Source organism: Phycicoccus sp. DTK01, assembly GCF_017312765.1.
GTDB lineage: Bacteria > Actinomycetota > Actinomycetes > Actinomycetales > Dermatophilaceae > Phycicoccus > Phycicoccus jejuensis.
The window spans coordinates 1-17,047 of record NZ_BOPU01000013.1 but is presented as its reverse complement, the minus strand read 5'-3'; the positions used below and the strand labels follow the sequence as shown (position 1 = coordinate 17,047).

The window sequence follows — 17,047 nt, the reverse complement described above, 5'->3', positions numbered from 1 at the left end:
CGCGACGGAAGGACGTGCTACCGGGGATGGCCCGGTCAGACCATCGCCCATGCCCGGTTGGGACGGCGTGCATTGCCCCTGACGGCCTCATGACCCTGCCGTTCTCGAGCCGCCGCCGGACACTCCTGCGAGGAGTGCGATCATCCGGACCATGGACACCCTGCGCTCGATCACCTTGTTCATCGCCGCCGCGGTTGCGGAGATCGGTGGGGCCTGGCTGGTCTGGCAGGGCGTGCGAGAGCACCGCGGATGGGTGTGGATCGGTGCGGGTGTCATCGCGCTGGGGCTCTACGGCTTCGTCGCCACGCTCCAGCCGGACGCTCACTTCGGCCGGATCCTCGCGGCCTACGGCGGCGTGTTCGTCGCGGGCTCGCTGCTGTGGGGCATGGCCGTCGACGGCTTCCGTCCGGACCGTTTCGATGTCGCGGGGGCGCTGTTGTGCCTGGCCGGGGTCGCGGTCATCATGTACGCGCCGCGGCAGGCCTGAGCCGGTGGGCTCAGGCCGAGCGGCCGACGCGTCGCCGGAGGGTCGGGAGCCCCTCGCCCCCGAGGTCGGCGAGGGCGTGCGGTCGACCAGCGACGGCCATGAGGAGTGCCTCGGCAGGCCCTACGACCTCGGGTCCCTCACCGGTCGACCAGTCCAGATCGGTGGCCACGAGCCGCAGTCCACGGCGATTGTCCTTCGAGGGCAGGGTCGGTGCGGTGAGGGAGAAGTCGAGGACGGCCGCCAGCTGGTTCCCGGGAATGGTGCGCGGTAGGTCGAGGGCGCGGCGGATGTCCTGGTGGTGGATGGTGCCGTCGGTCAGGGCGATGCCACCCCGGAAGCCGGTGGGGAGCCCATGTGGGCGCTGGGTGCGGGCCAGCAGGTCGACCAGTCCCTCGGTGCTCAGATCGCGGTACCGGTGGAGGGCGACGTCGTTGACCCGACCCGGTCGGAGGCCGCCGCGCAGGAACGTCCCGACCGTGCCGAGCGTCGAGAGCTCGTCGTAGCTGACAACGTGCGTCGCGACGTCGCGAACCCGCCAGAACGCGCAGAGCGACGGTGAGTCCCACTGGTTCTCGGTCAGGCTGCGCGCCAGCGACAGGAGGGCGAAACGCTCCTGTTCGGCCATCGCCATGAGGTCCGGCCGAGTCATGATGGCGCCTCCTCGGCGGTGAAGGCCTGGTACCGGGCGAGGTACAGCGGCCAGCCGTCGTCGACATCGACGCCGTCGCGCATCCCCTGCCACCCTTCGCCATGGTGTTCGAGATGCCGGTGGACGAGCACCACGGTCGTGCGGTCCGGGCCGTCGGGAGTGAAGGTGACCTCGACCTCACTGGTGCGGGTGAGGTTGGACGTGACCTGCCAGTCCGGGCCGATGTCCCAGCTGAACGCGAGGACAGCCGGGGGATTGAATGTCAGCACCCGCCCCCACCGGCAGCGACTCCCGTCGATGCCGCGGTCGTAGACGTCGCCGCCGACGTGCTGCTCGAGCACGGTCTGCTCGATCGGGACGGCGAGCATGTTGTGCTCGCGCGGCTTGATCCGGTCCATGTCCGTGAAGGCCCGGAAGGCCTCCTCCTGCGGCAGGTCGACGACGACCTCGTGGCGGACCGACCCGTCAAGTTCGATGCTCATCCGGCTCCCTTCTCCTGCGTCGCGGGCGGGGCCAACGTCCCCAAGGCGCCGGCCCAGAAATGGTCTAGCTCGCGGCGGTATCGCTCCAGCCGTGCCGCATCGATGCTGTAGACGCGCGTCCGCCCCGAGGGGGCGTCGTGGACGACGCCCGCGTCCCGCAGCACCTTGAGGTGCTGGCTCACTGCCGGTCTGCTGATCGGCATGGTCGACGCAATCTGTTTGACCGTGCACGAGCCGGCAGACAACCGCTCGATGATCGCGCGCCGGCTGGGGTCACCGAGCAGCGTCCACGCGTCCCACGCGTTAGTCTTCACGAACGCGTAAGTTAGCACTTACCTGACAAAGGCGCCAGTGGCTACAGGCGAGGTCCGTTGAGCATGGCTGCTAGGCCCTGCGTCCACCGAGCGAGTGACGGGTGCTTTGTGTGGTGGAGGTGTGGTGATGGGACGTCGGGATGATGAGCAGCGGGCGCGCCGGGCGGCGTTGGAGGGTCAGAGCTCGTGGCGTGCGGAGCGCGCGGCGAAGGACGCCCGGTGTAGTCGTTTGGGCGTCGAGGTGGCGGTCGCCCTGCGTGAGCGGGACGTCGCGGTTGCGGCGGCGGAGGCGCGCGCGGCGGCGGCGCTGGCCGGTCTGACGGAGAGCGAGGGGCTGTCGCTGACGGAGGCACTGCGGTGGTGTGGTGGTCTCCTGGGCGGAGCCGAGGCAGTGCGCCTGCGACGTGCCGCGCGCTTGGCTCTGGTGGTCGAGGTCGATGGCGACCCGACATCTGCGGAGACCCCAGCCCCGTCAGCCCAGGACTGACAGGCGTGGCACGGCGGGAGAGCGCCCGTCGTTGAGCGCTCGGCTTTCGGCGATGAGTCGTTCGTGAGCATCGCTGAGGCCGAGGGTGGCCAGCGCCTGGTCACCGGGGGTGGGTTGCGGCCGTGAGGGCGTGGAGCGTGCCCACGTCCACCCGTACGAGAGGCCGACGATGACGGCCGTGACGACAGCCATGACCGGATGCCCAGTGAGGGCGGAGTTCGTGACGGCGAGCCCGCCTGGGAGGGCGCGCAGGTGCCACATGCCGCAGATGAGTGGACCGCCTGGCAGCGCGCGAACGGTGGCAGCCGCACCGCCGGCGAGCAGGTCCCACGGCGCGCGCACGACAGCTCGCAGCAGCCGCGGCCGGGTATGACCGGAGAGGACTGTGGCGGCGCCGTGGATGAGTGTGGCGGCCGCTTCGGGTGGGCTGATGGTCCCGCGGGCCAGAGCGTTGAGGAGGCCTCCGGGCGCGATGACCGTCCGACGTCCTGACGTGTCTGCGGTCAGGTTCCGGTCACCACGTCGGACCAGGAGGGTGACGATGGGCGGTCCGTGCTGAGCGCGGCACATGAGTGTCAGGGCTGGAGCGAGCAGTGTTTGCTCGTCGGGGGTGGGCGTGCGGCCGCCGGCGAAGTAGGCGCTGAGCCGCTCGTGGCGGCCCGCCGCGACCGACAGTGCGAGCACCGCTAGAGGGATTACCGCAAAGGTTCCGATCCGCGCCAGGAGGGGCGGCAGCACGCACAGCCAGATCGCTGCGCCCGACATGAGCGGAACAGCCTCGAGCAGGGCGCGCCGGACGCGGGTGATGGTCATGGCTACCTCCAGCGGCTTGTGGGCCTCCAGCGGAGGAGAACCCAAGTGCTCTCCACGGTCCTCCTCGGCACCGTCAGCGTGTCTGCCCCCCTGCAAAGGCCGAGTGGCCTCGGTCTTTGACGGGCGCCGGCGTCCACCTGAGCTGCGTTCCACCCCTTGGGAGTCATGACTTCACGATCTGTGTCGACGGCGCCGCTTCGGCTGCTGGCCGGGGCGACCGTGGAGGCGGGGATCGAAACCCGATTGGTCATTCTTTTGGAGGCGTTGGGTGACGAGGCGACACGCGTCGAGGGACCGCAGGATGTCCGGCGGCACATCGTCAGTTGCCAGGCGCATCACCTGGCGGCCCACGTTGCCCTGCTCGTTGGCTGGCCCGCGGCGGATGACCGTCGTGCGACACCTCGGTTGGGTATCGCCGAGCTGACCCGCGACCTGCGTGAGGTCGTCGCGAGGCTGCCACGAGGTCGGCTGGACCGACGATGTGCTTCGTCAATGGACGATCTCCTCGCTCTCGCTCAGGCGGTGGGTCGGTGAGGGCCCAGGAGTCGCGCAGCGTCGGGGAGCTGCTCACCGCGTGCGACCGGGACGTATGCGAGCTGCTGACCGAGCCCGATCGGTTGTCAGCGGATGAGCTGGTGCGGGCATGGCCGGAGATGGTGCAGGCGGGGCAGGAGCTGATGGCCGCCACACGTCCGCCGACCGGCCGGGGGTGGGCGGACCCGGTCCGCGTGGACGAGGTGGCCGAGCGCCTTCGGCTGGTCAGTGACGCACTGCACGCGCAGCTCCTGAAACGAGGCTGGCCGGATTCGGGGGTGGGGGATCCGCGGCTCGTCGCGATCAGCGATGTCTTCGTCGAAGTGCACGACCGGGTGCAACGTGGATGGCGACAGCCGGCCCTCGGGCGCTCGGACGTCGCTGCCGACGCGGCGGCGGTGCGAGCACGCGTCCTGCACACCCTGTATGTGGGGACTCACGCGGCGCTGCTGGCCGTGCGGCGGGATGCCGCGGATGTTCGGGCTCGGCCGGGCGCGGCCACCCGCGTCCGATCGCGCCGGCTCGCGGCGCTTCGGTACGCCGATGGTCGGCTCGAGTCCGCGGAGCGCATGCTCGCAGGTCCCGTTTACCGGGTGTATCCAGCAGCTCTCGCGGGCCAGCGCGTAGAGAACCCGCGTCCCGGCCGGATCGAAGCGGCCCTGGGGCGCTGGGATCTCGAAGCCCACCGCGCGTTGGCGCGCTCGCCGCATCTGGGCACGTTGCTGGAGATCAGTGGGGTGCAGGCGGCCGCGACCACCATGACGCGTACCGTTCTCGCCGCCGTCGACGATGCAAGACGGCACGGCGCCACGTCGATGACATCGGAGATCGACGCAGGCTTGGCCGCCGCCGCGGCGGCGTGGCAGACCCTGCATGCAGATGTGCGCACCGCGACCGACGTCGCGGACCGAGCGATCGCGCCGGAACTGGCTGCCGCGGGCGCAGAGCTCATCGCCGCGTTCTCGGTCGTGCTCACGATCGGGACGGAGATGGCGAGCGCGGCGCAAATCCGCCAGGCGACGAGAGCGGATGTGGTTTCCGCGCTGACCGGTTCGGTCGCAGCGCAGGTCGACCTCGCCACGGCGGTCGTGGACACCGTGGTGGGTGAACCCTTCGAGCTGTCCGCACGCGCGGCGCGAGACCTCGCACGCCGAGTCGACAGGACCGCACCGCGCGGCTCGTTGAGCGCGGTCGTCGCGCCCGTCAGCGTGGCCGCCGACCGAAGGGTGGCGTTGCCCGTGGAACTTCGTGACGTGCTGCTTCACCGCGCCGTGCACGTGCAACGACTCGTGGGCTTCCTGAGTTCGATACCGCTGGCCAATGAATCAGTTGATGCCGCCCACGGTGAGCGGGTGGCGCTGGCCAACAGGGTGCCGTCGCCCCCAGCGACGCCACTGACGGTGGTCGGCCGCTCTCGCTAGGCGGCAGGGGGACGTTCACATCGCGAACGTGCCGTGCAGTCAGGGCAAGATTCCGGACGTGAAGGCGAACCAGCACGAGCGGCAGTGGACTGGGCGACGCCCGGCCCGTAAGGCTGAGTGGTCCATCTTGGGGATTGAGGTGCTCGGTCTTCGACGCAACTCTTCCTCCGCCCCGCCGGGTGATGAGGCCAACCCGATCCACCGATCCTGACTTCGTCCGGCGCATCCGCCCGGCACCGTCAGATCCGTCCTACCGGCCGTGAGCTGCGGTGCGGCCCGGCACCGCGCCACGGTCGTCGCCTGACGCGTCGACAACGCAGAGCGGTGCGCCGTATAGAGCAAATGGGGCACCTCCGACCGACAGTGCTCGGACCACTGAGACGACCTCACCACCGGCTGCGCCGTCCGCCCAGGTATGCCACGGGTAGGCGGCAAACGCCTGCGCCGAGGACTCGATGTCGTGCCGTCGTCGGACCGCACCCTTGGTGATGCGATCGCCAAGGGATTGGGGGACGTGCCCGGGGTACCTCCTTGACTTAGGGGAACCTAACCCACTTGACTTAGGTGTACCTAACAATCGGCCTCGGGGTGGGATTCGTCCTGACTGAGACCCTTTCAGAAAGTCCACTTAGTGCGCCGTTCGCCTGCCCTCATCGTTCCTCTCCTCGCGCTTGGCTTGGCTGCGTGTTCGAATTCGTCCGACGGATCCGAAGACGGCGCCAGCACCGGCGCCATCGCCGTCCAGGCCACCGACACCGCGTGCGAGGTATCAGCCGCACAGGCACCGGCCGGAACGGTGGAGTTCGCCGTCACCAACTCAGGAACGAAGGTCAACGAGTTCTACGTGTACGCCGAGGGGGACCGGGTCATGGGGGAGGCCGAGAACATCCGCCCGGGGGACACGCGCACCGTGCACATCGAGCTGGGCCGGTCCGGGACTTACCAGACCGCGTGCAAGCCGGGCATGGTCGGTGACGGGATTCGCGCCGACTTCAACGTCACTGGCGCCTCGGCGGCGCCCGGCACCGACGACGAGAACCTGAAGGCGGCCAGCGGTGAGTACCAGCGGTTCGTGGCGAGCCAGGCCGACGCTTTCCTCGAGGAGACCACGGCGTTCGTCGCCGCGGTCAAGGCCGGAGATGCCGAGAAGGCGAAGGCGCTCTACCCGACGGCTCGCTCGTACTGGGAGCGGATCGAGCCCGTGGCCGAGTCCTTCGGCGACCTGGACCCCAAGATCGACGGCCGTGAGGACGTCCTCGAAGAGGGCATGGCGTTCACCGGCTACCACCGCCTCGAGAAGGACCTGTGGAGCACTGGCTTGCAGAAGGACTCCGGCGAGGTCGCCGACCGCCTGCTGGCTGACGTCACCGAGCTGGTCGCCAAGGCCAAGACGGTTCAGCTCAACCCGTTGCAGCTCGCGAACGGGTCCAAGGCTCTGCTCGACGAGATCGCCACCGGCAAGATCACGGGCGAGGAGGAGCGCTACAGCCACACCGACCTGTGGGACTTCGAGGCCAACTTCGAGGGCAGCAAGGCGGCTATCCAGGCGTTGCGGCCGTTCCTGCAGCAGGCCGACCCTGCGCTCGTTGCGACGATCGACACCCGAGGCAAGGCGCTGGGCGACCTGTTGGAGACGTATCGCTCGGGCGACGGCTTCGTCTCCTATCCCGAGCTGGCTCCCTCCGACGTCAAGAAGCTCACCGAGGCGCTCGACGCGTTCTCCGAGCCGGTCGCCACGGTCGCCGGCGTCGTCGCCAAGGGGTGAGCATCGACGGGTCCACCCGCAGGTCGGTTCTTGCCGCGGGAGCCGGCGCCGCACTGGCCGGGGCGGCTGCCGGCGTCGAGTGGGCATCGCGGCCGAGCCCGGCCGGTGATGCCGCACAGACCAGCCTGGAGGCCCTCGCCGGGGTGGTGCCTTTCCGAGGCGAGCACCAGGCCGGCATCACAACCCCTGCACAGGACCGCCTGCATTTCGTCGCCCTCGACGTCGTCACCGACGACCCGGCGGAGCTGCGCGAGCTGTTGACGGCGTGGACTCGCGCCGCCGAGCGGATGACGGCCGGCGCGGAGGCGGCCCCGGGCGGCGTGGTCGGCGGCGGCCCGTACGGGGTGCCACAGGACACCGGGGAGGCCCTCGACCTCGCCCCGGCCAACCTCACCGTGACGATCGGCTACGGCCCGAGTCTCTTCGATGACCGCTTCGGCCTCGCCGATCGCCGTCCCGAGGCGCTGCGTGAGCTGCCGCCGTTCGCTGGTGACGACCTGGACCCGGCTCGGTGCGGGGGCGACCTCTGCCTGCAAGCGTGCGCCGACGACCCGCAGGTTGCGGTGCACGCGGTGCGCAACCTCGTGCGGATGGGCTTCGGTGTCGTCGCTGTCCGGTGGAGCCAGCTCGGGTTCGGCCGCACCTCCTCGACCTCGACCACGCAAGTCACGCCACGCAACCTCTTCGGCTTCAAGGACGGCACGGCGAACATCAAGGCCGAAGCACCCTCCGACCTCGAGGAGCACGTGTGGGTCGCCCCGGCACAGGCCCAAGGTGGTGCGGCGTGGCTCACCGGCGGTTCCTACCTGGTCGCCCGCCGGATCCGGATGCACATCGAGGTGTGGGACCGCAGCACCCTGCAGGACCAGCAGGACACCATCGGTCGGGACAAGAAGCTCGGAGCACCCCTCGGAGGCCGCAAGGAACTCGACGAGCCCGACTTCACCGCGAAGGCCGCCGACGGCCAGCAGCTCATCCCCGTCGACTCACACGTCGCGCTGGCCCACCCCTCACACCTCGGAGGCGTGCGGATCCTGCGCCGCGGCTACAACTTCACCGACGGGTCCGACGGACTCGGGCACCTCGACGCCGGCCTGTTCTTCATCGCGTTCATGCGGGACCCGCTGCGTCAGTTCGTCCCCATGCAGCACGCCCTCGCACGAGCCGACCGGCTCAACGAGTACATCGAACACACCGGGTCAGCCCTGTTCGCCTGCCCCCACGGACTCGAAGACGGGCAGGACTGGGGAGCGCAGCTCTTCGCCCCATCATCACCATGGACAGGAGCAGAAGCGTGACCTCCCACTACGTCATCGAGGCCGAGATGACCGCGCACGGCGAAGACGTCGCCGACTCGTGGATCGACGCGCTCGCGCCCTGGCGCGGTACGGTCCGAGTGGGACCCACTGGCAACCTCGTCGCCGTCATCACCCTCCCGGCCGACGACCTCCGGCAGGCCACCGCCACCGGGCTCGCCATCCTCGCTCAGGCCGTCGACGACGAGGTGCTCGCCGTCACCGTCCAGACGGAGGCGATGCGCGACGAGCGCGCCGGCTGGGCCCCGGTGCCCGAGCTCGTCTCCGTCGCCGAGGCGGCGGAGCGGCTCGGCATCAGCCGCCAGCGCGTCCTGCAGCTGATCGACGCCGGCCGGTTGCCGACGGTGCGCGTCGGGAAGGTGCACGCCGTGCTCGCGTCAGCGCTGACCAGCACCAGTGACTGACGTCGACCCCCTCGCGGCCACGCGGGGACGAACCGAACTCTGAGTGGGTGCGGGCTTGTGCTCGCTCAGGGTACGTGCAGCACTTCGGTGCTGCCTGTCTCCACGATGCGGTCGGCCAGGTCGCGAAGCTTGCAGTTGGTACGCATGCTGGCCTGGGCCAGGGCGTCGAACGCGGCTTCCTCGGTGACGTTGGTGCGTGCCATCACGATGCCGATGGCGGCGCCGATCCTGCGAGAAGAGCACAGGGCGTGCCTTAGCTGTTCGGCTTGCTGGGTGCTGACGAGGCCTTGGGCTTGGAGCTCAGCGATCTGCTCCTGCCCATCGGTGACCTGGCTCTCGAGTGCGTCCAGGCGGGCGCTGTTCCGGGCCACGGTGGCAAGGAGCTGGTCTATGGCGTCGGCGTCATGGCCGCGCCCTGGGGGCTGTCCGGTCATAACGCCATTGTGGACTTCCCCAAGTGGTGGGGCAACGCCCCGGCCGCTCGCGGCGGCGCCGCACGACGCCGCTTCCCCTGTGGGCAGTATGTGTGCTCTGTGAGGCGCAGAACGCCCTTGGGGGGCTAGCCGCGGTGCGCTTGACCTGCGATCCTGAAGTCAGCACGCAGGGCGAGAAAAAGCGCGACGGGATGGGCTGGTCGATCACCCCCTCTGGCCCCCATTGTCCGGGATCCGCGCCCGCCCTGCGTGCGCGGGCCGCCTTCGAGCAGGGAGGGCGGCCCGCTCATGTCGGCGGCGGGTTCCCCCACTCTGACCTGCACGGATACCTTTCCGAGCGGTCGCAGTGGGTGAATACTCTGACCTGCACAGAGGGACCCGACGAGGCTGGTCGGCCCTCGCGAGCGGCTCGTGAGCCGGTTGCCTCGATCCTCCCTCCGTGTGGGCGGTGTCCTTTCGCAGGGGGAAGGACACCGCCGCACAGGGTTGGACAACACCTAGCGCTCCGGCTCGTCGCGGCGCTACGGTCTTCCATCGCCTTTGGGTGGGCCCAGGTCGGGCGCGAGTGTCCTGTGACCCGCGCTGACCCTTCAGAGTCACCGACGTCGGTGCCGTCCGGGCGGTACCTCCGCCCTGTTCTGGAGGTTCTCGCCGGGCCCTGACATGCGCATCGTTCGGGGTCAGCGAGGGGGTCCGCCCCCGCTTGAGGGCGGGGGCGGATGACCCTCGGCTACTGGCCGTGCCGGTAGCCGAGGTGGAAGGTCAGAGACACGGGGCGCGCGCCGCACACGTGGCAGCGCGGCAGCGCCTCGCTGTCGAGCCACCGGTCGATCGTCGACGACAGCCACACCGGCCGCCCCTTCGCCGTGACCCAGTCCGGGTCAGGCAGGTGCCGCCACTTCCGCACGGCCGAGTCGCTCACCCCTGCTCGACGGGCGATCGACTCGCGCGTCTCGATCCCATCCGGCACCTGCGCCGGGCGGGGGAACGGACCATGGGGCGTCGTGAAGCGCTGCACTGTCGCCGGCAACACACCGAACTCCAAGGCGATCGCCCCCAGCGGACGCCGACGCTGGCGCGCCTCCACCCACGCCTCCACCGTCTCCCGGGCGGGGTAGGGGCCCCAGTCGCTGGTCGCGCGCGTGACGGTCTGGTGGTTGACGCGGTCCCGCTCCGCGATCTCCTTCACACGGACGCCACGGCGACGGTCCGCGATCCACCGTTGGCGCCGCTCCTCGAGCAGGAAGGTGGTCAGGTACGTCCGGCCAAGCTGCCGATCCGCGGGTGGGAACGGCCCGAAGCGTTTCGTCGCCTTCGTCACTTCCCACGGCGACACCCCGGCCCGCTGCGCGATGAGTCGGACCGACTCACCGGCGCGACGTCGCGCGAGCCAGTCAAGCTCCGGGTGACGGTCGTGGGTCATGCTTGCAGCCACATCCGCTCGATCTTCCCGCCCGGTAGAGGTGCCAGAAGCCGCCTCCATCTAAGGCAACGCTGTGCTTGATCGCTGGCCGGGCGGTGCCGACGGCTAAGACCATGTCGACCACCGTGAGGTCCTGCCGGGCCAAGCGGAGGATCGGGCCGCCCGGGGTGAGGGCTCCGATCTGTGAAGCGCGATACGGGGTGGCTCTGTCCTTCCTCAGCAGAACTCACGACCGATGGAACCCTCGGCGATCCAGTCCTCGTCCGCCACGTCCGAGGCGTCGTTCGGGGAGACGTCTGACAGCAGATGCAGCCTCGAGTCCTCCCCTTGAGCCTGCCGGCCGTCACCTCTCCCAGGCACCGGTCGACGACGTACGCAGGCGGCGACCCGGAGGATGTCCTCGACGCATCGGGGCTGAGGTCGAACTCCTCGGCGACGAGGTTCTTCGACTCGCCCGCGTGCCAGAGCTCGACGACCGCCGAAATTGCCACCGTGGATGCCTGAATCGTGGGGCGACCCCACGTGAAGCGCGGATCAATGATCACTGGGGCACTCGCCCGGCACTGCGAAAGCCGCAACTGCCGAGGCTCGCCCTCAGTCTCCCAGCGGAACAACTGAAAGTGCGAAGCGATGACTTGGCGGATGTCGCCCTGGCCATGCTGGTTCACCAGCGTGCCGTCCGCGGCCTGCAAGCAGTCATTCACCCCCTCGCTCGCGATCCTTGGAGTGGCAAGCGCGACGGGTCGACGAAGTCCGCTCGCGTCAGGGCCGCGATGCCGCGGATCTCATCCACGGGCCCCCATCCTCCCGCAAGGTGCGCAGGACGCACGCTTCGATCAGCCCTGCGAACGGCGCCCGCGGCCAACGGCGACGCTCCGAAGGCACGGAATGCAACGAGGGCTCGAACTGCCCGTCGGCGCGCCGTCACAGGTCAAGCGTGGACTCAGGCATCTGCAGCTGAGCGGTCGCATCCCGGACAGTAAGGAGCGGCGGCTTGTAGCTGTCCATCTGCACCTCCTCCCGCTCATTCTCGGAGCCCTTGTGCAGGACGGTACAGCCTGCATGGCGGGGCCATCTATGAGGTGAGCGCTGTGGGCTGCCGGAAGGAAGACGCGCCATCGTTTCGTCGCCGCTCCCACGGTTACCGCCTCACCGGCGGCGTCGTCCAACAGAGGGCGGCGTCGCCTCCCTACCGCGGCGGGATGTGCCAGGGGTCTGCGAACCAGCGGCGCGCGGGCACGATCAGGGCTCGTCCGTCTTCGTCGTGGTGAGGTGTACCCGCCTCAACCTCGGGCTCCCACCCATCGTCGCGGAGAGTGTCCGCCCAGGCTTCGACCGGACCCAGCGCTGGGCGCCAGATGAACGCGCGATGCACCCACGCGCCTTGGTCGTCTGTCATGACGCGAGGGTAGGTGCATGGTGCCCGTCGCCGGTGGACCGGTCCGTCAGCCGGTGTTCCAGGTTCTCCGCTGGCGTCTGCCATGGCCTGGTGCCATGATTCGGTGAGCACGCAGGGGTGACTGGTAACGCGCGGCGATGTTGGGGGTAGACACCCCCTCCGGCCTCCCAACTGATTCGCTCGGCGCGACCGGCCCCTGCGTGCGGCGGGGCGTGTCCTCCCAGCAGGACGAGCGAGTGCTCGTCGTCCGTGCGGATCTGCCCAAGGGCTAACGGGGCAGGTAGCCGCGGGGGTACCGTCTGAGACGTGCCCGGGGGTTCGAGTCCGGTGTTTCGTCCCCAATCCCCGGTGCGTCGGGATGCTCGACAGCTGCAGGACCCCCGGGCGCACCACAGTGGGTGGATGGGGTCTGGGGCGGATCACGCCCAGGGCGCCCGCATTACGGCGCGACCAGGCTGTCGAGCCAGCGCGGCCGAAACCTCCGCCCCTGTTTGGAGGGTTTGTGATCCCGTCCTGCGTACTGTGAAGGTGGGACAACGAAAGCCGCCCCCACCCTCGCCTCAACGACGGTGGGGGCGGACCTATGTGGGGGTCTGGGACGGAGACCATCGATCTTGGAGAAATTCGAAATCGTCGCCGCATGCAAGGAGCGCGGTCTCGCAGCGGGGTTGGGGGGCGGTGTCCCTTCCGGCTGCCCGATGCCTTCGCTCGTCGCAGTCCGCCCCCGCGAGAGGCGGGCAGCGGCTCAAGGGGAAGGCGGGCCCCTGCCTCGGGGAGAGGCTCACGTGCTAGCGCGTGATGGGTCAGGCGTGAGCGGCGAGGTGCCGGCGGTGCGGTCGGTGGTCAGGGCGCGCTCGAGGTGCGTGTGATCCAGCCTGGCTCGTCGGCCCAGTTCGATTGGTCGTCGAATGAGGCGGTGCCGGCGTCGGCGGATAGCCACAGCTCGTCGTGGTGGACGGGCCAATAGCGGGTGGATGCGTCGTACCCGGACTACGAGGTGCCCTGCAGGCCAAAGATGCCGTCAGGCGGGTGAATGCCTCGCAACTTCTGCCGGTGCGGAAATTGCCTCTCGTCGCAGTCCTTCTCCCTCAGCCGGCGTCGTAGCCGTTGGGCTTGACTCGCGAGCAGCGGGCTGCTCCGACTGCGCAGCTTGTCGTCGGCCATTCTCGGTTCGCGCCGGGTGGCGGCTGTGACGTGCTCGGCGCACCCGAAGTCCGCGCGTTTCTGGCGGCCGGCGTCAGGGAAGCTTTGGTCGCAGGGTGGAGCGCAGGGCGACGCCCGGGCCGGGCCGGGCGTCGCGGACGCCCACGAGGGACCCGACGTCGTCGGGCAGGTGACGCGTGAGCCGCAACTGCTCCTGGAGACGGTCCCACTCAGCGTCACCCCAGTCGGTCGCGGGGATGCGCACCTCCCCTTTGATCATCGCCCCGTGGAGGAGGTCGGGGTAGCGGCGTGCCGCGTCGAGCCATACGGCGGCTAGCCGTGCACGGTGGGTATCGCATTCCGCGCGGCGGGAGCGCAGTGCCCAGCTGGCGAAGGACAGGCGTCGTGCGTCGAGCGTGACGCGGGCCCACCCGGTGGCGCTCGCCGAGCCGTCCGTCGAGCGAATGTGTGCCGTCAACTGGAGGGGGAGTCGGCCGAGCCCGCCGGGTACGCGGACCTCCAGCTGGTCCCAAGTCATCCTCGCCGTGACCGTCAGGGGGTGACGCTCCCACGCCCATCGCCGGTAGCCGGTGGGGACCTCGAGCTGCAGGTCGGGGAGGGTGACGGTCGTGGTGGTCGGGGGATCTCCGAGGTTCGACCAGCCGATGCGTACGCCACCGATCCGCCATTCCACCCGGTCGACGCCGTCCAGTCCGGTCGTCTTCGCCGTGGCGCGGAGGACGTGGTCCTGGTGGACCCACTCGGCGTCATAGGTGCCGCTCTCGCTGCACGTCGGGCCGAGGTCGTCGACCAGGATGGGTCCGGCGGGTCCGCGGGTGGCTGGTCCGTCGGGGGAATCCGTCAGCTGCACCCGGCAGGTGGGCGGGAGGACGTCGACCTGGTGGGTCACCCGGACGTGTGCGGTGCACGAGTCGGCGTCGTACGCGAGGAGCCCGACCATGGCGTCGGTGCTCCCGGTCACGTGCAGGTCGGCGTCGAGTCGTGCCGGTACCGTGATGGCTCCCAGGAACCAGGCCCTGAGCGGGAGGTCGCCGCGCCCTGTGGTGTGGGCGGCAGGGATGGTCTGGATGCGGTGCACCACGACGGCCGGCGAGTCTAGGACGTCCCGGTCCGTGGGGTCGAGCCGCAGGCGTCCGTCCCAGGCCACGCCACCCCAGGCACGGCCGGATCGCAGCTCGAGGATGAGAAGGTCTTGGGTGTCCGGAAATCGCACGACTGCCGGGAAGGCGCCTGGGCCGCCGGGTCGGTCGGTGAGGATGAGCGACAGGCCCCCGCGCACGGGCATCGTCTCGACCGGCCAGCGCCGATCCGGTTGCTCGCCGGCCCGCAGGGTGGCGGCCACGAGCTCCGCGCAGGAGAGTCGTGGGCCTCCGCGCGAGTAGTAGGGAGTCGGCGTGCCGGTGGCGCTCGCGGCGGGTGGTCCACCGACCACCGCAGGGAGCGGGATGCAGACCTTCGGGTCGCGGTAGGCCATGCCCATGATGCAGGTCGGCGATCCGTACTCCGGCGAGATCACACCTCCGTCGGCTGGGGTGAACAGCCCCCAGGGGTGCTGCAAGCCGAAAAGGTGTCCGACCTCGTGGGCAATGGTGGTGTTTGGGGTAGCGACCTGGTCGACGTAGGCGGCCTGCAGGTCTCGGTCGCCGTGACGCACGGTCGTGGCGAAGGCCCTCGTCGCGGCTTTCGTCCCGACGACGAGGAGGAGGTCGGCACCTGCGAAGCTCGCTGTCTGGGTGGCGAGTGCCGTCACGAGGCCGGTCATGGATGAGCGGTCTCCGCCAGCTACCGCCCCCCAGTGTTGGTGCTCCGCCGGCAGCGTGACCGTGGCCGACCGGACGTCGACTGGACCGAGGATCCCGTGTGCGCACTCCTCCCAGAAGTCCATGACGCTGATGCGCTGCGAGGCAGGCGTGCCGGGAGGGCTGAGGTCGACGATGCGCTGCAGTTGCGCTGCGTCCCAGGCGGACTCGCCCGCCACAGATGCGCCGACGACCGCGAGGACTGTGGTCACGGAGGCCTCCCACTGGTGGGGTCGCTCCGAACGAGTGACGGAGCAATTTAGGAAACTTGCTTTCCTAAGAGTGGACGTGCTGCCGGCATCTGTCCAGTGCCGCTACTGACTCGCCCAAGCGCGGCAGCCTTGCCGGGGGGCTGCGGCTTCCGTGTTGCTCAGAGAGGGGTGGCCGCAAGACCCGGCGAGCTCGGCGAGATGGCCGACCTCTTCACTCGTCGCGGTCCGCGGGATTCTTGCCCAAAGCCCAGCGCGACGGGTAAAGGAAGGGTAAAGTCACGGTCAGCAGAAGGCAGGACAGAGGGTCGCAGGGGCCCGACGAAATCCGGTCTGCGACAGCCCACAGGGCTTGGCAGGGAAGCCACCCGAGAAGTCTTCGGGACCACAAGTGAATCCAGCAGTTCGGGTCAGTACTCACCCACTCCGTGCAGGGCGGAACCGGTGAGGAAGGACGAACCACCAAGGGCGCAGGGGCTCGCGGTGGACCGGACTCACGGCCAGGCGGCCTGGCCGGCTCCGCAGGGGGAGCTGACGCCACGGCCGCCGAACCGACACTACGGCGCCCCGTCCGACCACCAGGTCGGGCGGGGCGCCGCCGCGTTTCGTGTGATGCGGCGACATCGAGGGAAGTGCAGGCGCTCCGCTCGGTCCGGGCGAGTTTCGAGTGCCAGGGGGACTGCTGCGCCGATGGGTGCCAACCTGACCTGTCACTTGTCAGTGCGGCAGTCCCGCCTGAGCGACGCGGTTGCGAGGCCTACTGTTGGGGCAAGGTTAAGGCACGCACTGTTCCACGATTCGGTGTCTTTGCAGGTCAGACGCCACGATGGGATGCGCCCCCGGCAGGACTCGAACCTGTGGTCTGGTTCAGATTAAGATCCGATGCTGTCGGCGATGGAGACCACGAGGCCGCCGAGCATGAACGCGGTCAGGGTGGCGACGAGGGCGCCGGTGCTGAATGTGGGGATGAGGCGTCGTGCTCCGTGGGCGGGTGCGGCGTCGTGGTACTCGTGGGTGAGGGCGTGGCCCTTGCCGCGGTTGAGCAGGTAGGCGTTGACGGGGTAGGCGGCGACGAAGGCGACGGCGAGGGAGATCGCCATGCCGACCCAGAAGACGGTGTTGACCAGGCCGGCGTTCATGGCGCCGGGGATGAGGGCCATGACGACGTTGTCGGTGACCTCCATCGTGGCGATGGAGACGGTGTCGGCGGCCAGCACGACGCGCAGGGCGGTGCCGACGGCCAGCCCGGCCTTGAGCAGGGGGAGGGTGGAGAGGGTGTAGCCGAAGAAGAAGGCCAGGGCGACGGAGATGACGATGGTGCTCGCGTTCCCGAGCCCGGCGGCAGTGCCGATGATGAGGCCGGCGATCTCGCCGATGGCGCACCCAGCCAGGCAGTGCAGGGTGGCGCTGACGGCCATGCGGGCCACGCCGCCGGTGGCGTGGCTGCCGTGGTGGTCGTGGCCGGTGGGGGTGGGCGCCGGCTCTGCGTGGCTGGTCATGGGTCCTCCCGGGGATGAGTGGTGGGGGCGTCCCGGCGCGAGTGCGTCGGCATGCGTGGGGTCGGGCGTGGTCAGGAGCGCACGAGGCGGCGGATGGCGTCGGAGGCTTCCTTGAGCTTGGCGGCGCCTTGGTCCTCACCGGCGCGGGCGGCGTCCAGGACGCAGTGGGCGAGGTGGTCGTCCATGAGGCCGAGGGCGACGCCTTCGAGGGCCCGGTTGAGGGCGCTGATCTGGGTGAGGATGTCGATGCAGTACTGCTCCTGCTCGATCATCCGGGCGATGCCTCGGGCTTGGCCCTCGATGCGGCGCATCCGGTTGATGTAGCCGTCCTTCTCGCTGATGTAGCCGTGGTGGTGCTCGGGGCTGCTGGGCTCAGGCATGGGGGTCCTCGGGGGTGTCGGTGGGCTGGGTGGTGGCGCCGGTGAAGGTGCGCAGGCGCAGGCTGTTG

At 69.8% G+C, this 17,047-nt stretch carries 14 protein-coding genes; 5 read left to right on the top strand and 9 right to left on the bottom strand.

Going from position 1 to position 17,047, the window contains the following annotated elements; genetic code table 11:
• Positions 1-151: 151 nt before the first annotated feature.
• Positions 152-487, top strand: coding sequence for a YnfA family protein (locus tag J3473_RS18305; RefSeq protein WP_207025249.1), 336 nt, complete (start codon positions 152-154; stop codon positions 485-487).
• 10 nt (positions 488-497) lie between these two features.
• Here the strand turns inward: J3473_RS18305 and J3473_RS18300 are convergent, their stop codons facing one another.
• The 4 genes from J3473_RS18300 to J3473_RS18285 all read right to left on the bottom strand — a co-directional run bounded on the left by J3473_RS18300 (position 498) and on the right by J3473_RS18285 (position 3,232).
• Positions 498-1,136: a maleylpyruvate isomerase family mycothiol-dependent enzyme gene (locus J3473_RS18300; protein WP_207025248.1), complete on the bottom strand. Its 639-nt coding sequence runs from the start codon at positions 1,134-1,136 to the stop codon at positions 498-500.
• On the bottom strand, positions 1,133-1,618 hold the full coding sequence (locus J3473_RS18295; protein ID WP_207025247.1) for an SRPBCC family protein: 486 nt from the start codon (positions 1,616-1,618) through the stop codon (positions 1,133-1,135). The genes J3473_RS18300 and J3473_RS18295 overlap by 4 nt, the downstream gene beginning before the upstream one ends.
• Positions 1,615-1,932 carry a helix-turn-helix transcriptional regulator gene (locus J3473_RS18290; protein WP_242525958.1) on the bottom strand — a complete coding sequence of 106 codons (318 nt, stop codon included), beginning with the start codon at positions 1,930-1,932 and terminating at the stop codon, positions 1,615-1,617. Before J3473_RS18290 ends, J3473_RS18295 begins: the two co-directional genes overlap by 4 nt.
• Before the next feature lie 472 nt (positions 1,933-2,404).
• Complete coding sequence (locus J3473_RS18285; RefSeq protein ID WP_207025246.1) at positions 2,405-3,232, bottom strand: hypothetical protein; 828 nt, start codon at positions 3,230-3,232, stop codon at positions 2,405-2,407.
• Between the two features lie 530 nt (positions 3,233-3,762).
• Here J3473_RS18285 and J3473_RS18280 point away from each other — a divergent pair.
• The 4 genes from J3473_RS18280 (at position 3,763) to J3473_RS18265 (ending at position 8,672) form a co-directional block, all read left to right on the top strand.
• Positions 3,763-5,187, top strand: coding sequence for a hypothetical protein (locus J3473_RS18280; protein ID WP_207025245.1), 1,425 nt, complete (start codon positions 3,763-3,765; stop codon positions 5,185-5,187).
• Between the two features lie 631 nt (positions 5,188-5,818).
• Complete coding sequence (gene efeO, locus J3473_RS18275; RefSeq protein WP_207025244.1) at positions 5,819-6,952, top strand: iron uptake system protein EfeO; 1,134 nt, start codon at positions 5,819-5,821, stop codon at positions 6,950-6,952.
• Entirely contained in the window at positions 6,949-8,250 is a 1,302-nt protein-coding gene (efeB, locus tag J3473_RS18270) for an iron uptake transporter deferrochelatase/peroxidase subunit (RefSeq protein ID WP_207025243.1), read from the top strand. The genes efeO and efeB overlap by 4 nt, the downstream gene beginning before the upstream one ends.
• The gene (locus J3473_RS18265) at positions 8,247-8,672 is read left to right on the top strand and encodes a helix-turn-helix domain-containing protein (RefSeq protein WP_207025242.1); all 426 of its coding nucleotides are present in this window, start codon (positions 8,247-8,249) and stop codon (positions 8,670-8,672) included. Before efeB ends, J3473_RS18265 begins: the two co-directional genes overlap by 4 nt.
• Positions 8,673-8,737: 65 nt before the next feature.
• Here J3473_RS18265 and J3473_RS18260 read toward each other — a convergent pair whose 3' ends face one another.
• The 5 genes from J3473_RS18260 to J3473_RS18240 all read right to left on the bottom strand — a co-directional run bounded on the left by J3473_RS18260 (position 8,738) and on the right by J3473_RS18240 (position 16,979).
• A complete protein-coding gene (locus J3473_RS18260; RefSeq protein WP_207025241.1) occupies positions 8,738-9,106 on the bottom strand; it encodes an ANTAR domain-containing protein in 369 nt (122 codons plus the stop codon).
• Positions 9,107-9,836: 730 nt separating this feature from the next.
• Positions 9,837-10,529 carry a hypothetical protein gene (locus tag J3473_RS18255; RefSeq protein ID WP_207025240.1) on the bottom strand — a complete coding sequence of 231 codons (693 nt, stop codon included), beginning with the start codon at positions 10,527-10,529 and terminating at the stop codon, positions 9,837-9,839.
• Positions 10,530-13,165: 2,636 nt separating this feature from the next.
• The gene (locus tag J3473_RS18250; RefSeq protein WP_207025239.1) at positions 13,166-15,103 is read right to left on the bottom strand and encodes a hypothetical protein; all 1,938 of its coding nucleotides are present in this window, start codon (positions 15,101-15,103) and stop codon (positions 13,166-13,168) included.
• 869 nt (positions 15,104-15,972) lie between these two features.
• Complete coding sequence (locus J3473_RS18245; protein ID WP_207025238.1) at positions 15,973-16,599, bottom strand: DUF4396 domain-containing protein; 627 nt, start codon at positions 16,597-16,599, stop codon at positions 15,973-15,975.
• A 71-nt stretch (positions 16,600-16,670) separates the two neighbouring features.
• Positions 16,671-16,979 carry a metal-sensitive transcriptional regulator gene (locus J3473_RS18240; RefSeq protein WP_207025237.1) on the bottom strand — a complete coding sequence of 103 codons (309 nt, stop codon included), beginning with the start codon at positions 16,977-16,979 and terminating at the stop codon, positions 16,671-16,673.
• Positions 16,980-17,047 lie beyond the last annotated feature (68 nt).

Excerpts from the sequence above, each read along its gene's own strand:
- J3473_RS18305 (WP_207025249.1), top strand. The coding sequence starts at position 152 with ATGGACACCCTGCGCTCGATCACCTTGTTCATCGCCGCCGCGGTTGCG.
- J3473_RS18300 (WP_207025248.1), bottom strand. The coding sequence starts at position 1,136 with ATGACTCGGCCGGACCTCATGGCGATGGCCGAACAGGAGCGTTTCGCC.
- J3473_RS18295 (WP_207025247.1), bottom strand. The coding sequence starts at position 1,618 with ATGAGCATCGAACTTGACGGGTCGGTCCGCCACGAGGTCGTCGTCGAC.
- J3473_RS18285 (WP_207025246.1), bottom strand. The coding sequence starts at position 3,232 with ATGACCATCACCCGCGTCCGGCGCGCCCTGCTCGAGGCTGTTCCGCTC.
- J3473_RS18260 (WP_207025241.1), bottom strand. The coding sequence starts at position 9,106 with ATGACCGGACAGCCCCCAGGGCGCGGCCATGACGCCGACGCCATAGAC.
- J3473_RS18255 (WP_207025240.1), bottom strand. The coding sequence starts at position 10,529 with ATGACCCACGACCGTCACCCGGAGCTTGACTGGCTCGCGCGACGTCGC.
- J3473_RS18245 (WP_207025238.1), bottom strand. The coding sequence starts at position 16,599 with ATGACCAGCCACGCAGAGCCGGCGCCCACCCCCACCGGCCACGACCAC.
- J3473_RS18240 (WP_207025237.1), bottom strand. The coding sequence starts at position 16,979 with ATGCCTGAGCCCAGCAGCCCCGAGCACCACCACGGCTACATCAGCGAG.